4 protein-coding genes are annotated in these 2585 nt (G+C 56.9%); 3 read left to right on the top strand and 1 reads right to left on the bottom strand.

Going from position 1 to position 2585, the window contains the following annotated elements:
* Together K6U75_17220 and K6U75_17215 are read left to right on the top strand one after the other, a co-directional pair.
* The coding region (locus tag K6U75_17220; protein MCL6476773.1) for a hypothetical protein at positions 1-652 on the top strand (652 nt) is incomplete at its 5' end.
* Between the two features lie 497 nt (positions 653-1149).
* Positions 1150-1755, top strand: a complete 606-nt coding sequence (locus K6U75_17215) for a DUF1559 domain-containing protein (GenBank protein MCL6476772.1) — start codon at positions 1150-1152, stop codon at positions 1753-1755.
* Positions 1756-1863: 108 nt separating this feature from the next.
* Here the strand turns inward: K6U75_17215 and K6U75_17210 are convergent, their stop codons facing one another.
* The gene (locus K6U75_17210; protein ID MCL6476771.1) at positions 1864-2106 is read right to left on the bottom strand and encodes an antitoxin family protein; all 243 of its coding nucleotides are present in this window, start codon (positions 2104-2106) and stop codon (positions 1864-1866) included.
* Between the two features lie 175 nt (positions 2107-2281).
* Between K6U75_17210 and K6U75_17205 the strand changes: the two genes are divergently transcribed.
* On the top strand, positions 2282-2585 hold a 304-nt coding region (locus K6U75_17205), incomplete at its 3' end, for a hypothetical protein (protein ID MCL6476770.1).

Genomic DNA, 2585 nt, shown 5'->3' with positions numbered 1-2585 from the left:
GTGCGCGTGCGACGCGGTGGTGGTCGCGGAGCCGATGTTCACGCCGGCGCAGGTGGGGACGTTGCAGGCGTATGTGGAGACGGGCAGTGTGCGCGGGGCGGCGAAGCGGCGGTGTTGTTCGGAGCAGACCGTTCGTCGCCATCTCGCGAATGCCCGTCGGCGGTTGGATGCGGACAACGTGGCTCAGCTGGTGTATATCGCCTGCGCGGCTGGGGTGTTAACTCCCGTGTATAGCACAAATTGGTCACAAAAATGGCAAAAATTGGGTATTGACGCGGGGGGGGGACGGTATAGAATCAGAGTAGAATTCTCGAAAAGGAGGAGGTGCAGGACGATGTTCCGTGAGGGTTTTGTTCGCCTGCGAGTGCTGCTGGCGATCTTGGGTGCCGGAGTTGTGATTGTGTCGGCAATCTATGCCTGTCCAAACCCCAGCCACGATTGCTTTGGCGAGCCAGGATGTCGTCATGCAATTGCCATCGAGCCGGTATATCGGTGCACCACTGGTAATGGGGTCTGTTGCACGTGGGAGTGCACAAAGTGGACGTGCTATCCACTTCCCTGCATGGGAGTAGGACTAAGCTGTCGCCAACTCCACGTGCGTCCGGGAGGTGACTGTACCAGACACGGCGACGACGACTATCGGTGTATGTAGTCTGTATTTAGTGTAGGGCGCTGTCGCTCCGAGGCGTCGGGCAATCCGGTTAGGTGTCACGCAGTTGAGAAGAGGATAGAGGAGCGCTTTGCTTGGTCACCATGTGCAGCAGCAACCGCGTGTCACGCTGCGCGTCGGCGAAACATGTCGGAAACGTAATGCGTAACAGCCTTTCGATTGCATACCGCGAATTCACGACGCTGTTTGGTATCCAGCAGCGAGACGCTTACACGTCTGTGGGAGGCGAGCGTAGTGAGACAAAAGAGAACCCTTTTCTTAGTTGCAATTGCGATTGGTTCACTCTTAATATCGGTAGGGCTGCTGTTCTCTTCTGAACCTATCGCCAGAGCATGGCTCATTCGGCGAATTAGCGGCTCGCACCAGCTAAGAAGGGGAGATGGAATATCATGCTGTGGCGAAGGGGAGCGGGGAAAGGATGTTAACATAGCCCCTACGCGTGGAGAAAACACCCGCCGGGAAAGGAGGAGCGGAGTGCCATGAGGTACTTTTCCACCCGCGGTTTTTCGCTGATCGAGATTTTGGTTGTTATCGCGCTGATTGCTCTTCTGGCGAGCCTGATCTATGTGCTTCTAGCGCCCGCTCGTGAGGCTGGTCGCAGGACCGTCTGCATAAACAATCTGAAGCAAATCGGTCAGGCTATCGTCCTGTATCGACAGGACTGGGATGGCGCGGATCCGAGACAAGGTGTGCGCCTCACCATGGAGCAGTTAGGCTTACCTCCTTGGGATACATGGTTTGGCTGCAACCCTCCGCAAGGATATACTGACCCATTGTGCGCATACATTAAGAACAGGGAGGTTTGGTGGTGCCCAAGTCGTCAAGCCGACCCTCGGTGGAAGGATGCCCCCGGTACTGTCAGTTCGTACAGCTTTGCCTGGACGGGTATCAAACGCCCCTTTGCGGACGCTATTGCTCTGGAACCGGATTTGCCACTAGTAATGTGTAAATTCCATGACCCAGTATGGTGGAGCGGGGATCCTATCTTTGATAAAGATTATCGCTTATTGGGAGTTTCGGCAGACGGCTCGGTTCGCTGGTGGAGGCGTCGGCACCTCCGCCCTATCTTGTGGACGGGCCCATAGCTAGTTAGGGTTGGGCGCATAAGGTAGTAGTCGTAGAGGGCATCGTATACTCGCCTCAGGATCCGCAATCCATGTGCGGTGCCAAAACAGCTTGGCGTAAATCTGAGCTCATGGAGTGGAGCTCTCCGTTCCGAAAAGCGGACGCCGTCGCGCTGCCTGTTCCAGCTGACGCAGTTGTTCATCACTCAGCGGTTCAGTATCGCGCAGGAAGTCGAGCCACGCCTGTAGCCGCGGCGACACTTGCTCTGGCAGGTAAAGCACTATCTGCACCTCCTGTCCTTCGGCAAGAGGGATGTGTTGTAGAGGGCGCAGCACGCCCTGCTCGTATCTGGCTTTGGTGAGGGTAACCATCTGCGTCGCCTCCTGCTGCATCCATTATATCACAGTCAAAAAGGCAGCTGTTTCCACTTGACAGCCTGTTCACGCCGTTTTATACTCGTTTCAGCATCTTCTGTGGCGAGGTGTCTGACATGCCGGTAGTGTGGCTTATCTGTCCAGGTGCAGGTTTGTGTGAGCGTTTACGGCAGTGCCTGCGCGATGGCCGGGGCTTGAGGTGCGGCTGAAGCCGTGCGCGTGCGACGCGGTGGTGGTCGCGGAGCCGGTGTGGACGCACGCGCAGGTGGAGACGTTGCAGGCTTATGTGGAGACGGGCAGTGTGCGTAGGGCGGCGCGGCGGCGGTGTTGTTCGGAGCAGACCGTTCGTCGCCATCTCGCGAATGCCCGTCGGCGGGTGGATGCGGACAACGTGGCTCAGCTGGTGTATATCGCCTGCGCGGCTGGGGTATTAACTCCCGTGTATAGCACAAATTGGTCACAAAAATGGCAAAAAT

Source organism: Bacillota bacterium (assembly GCA_023511455.1).
GTDB lineage: Bacteria > Armatimonadota > HRBIN16 > HRBIN16 > HRBIN16 > HRBIN16.
This window is presented reverse-complemented; position numbering and strand designations above follow the sequence as displayed.

Bases quoted from the DNA above. Each gene is read 5' to 3' on its own strand.
- K6U75_17215 (MCL6476772.1), top strand. From the start codon at position 1,150: ATGAGGTACTTTTCCACCCGCGGTTTTTCGCTGATCGAGATTTTGGTT.
- K6U75_17210 (MCL6476771.1), bottom strand. From the start codon at position 2,106: ATGGTTACCCTCACCAAAGCCAGATACGAGCAGGGCGTGCTGCGCCCT.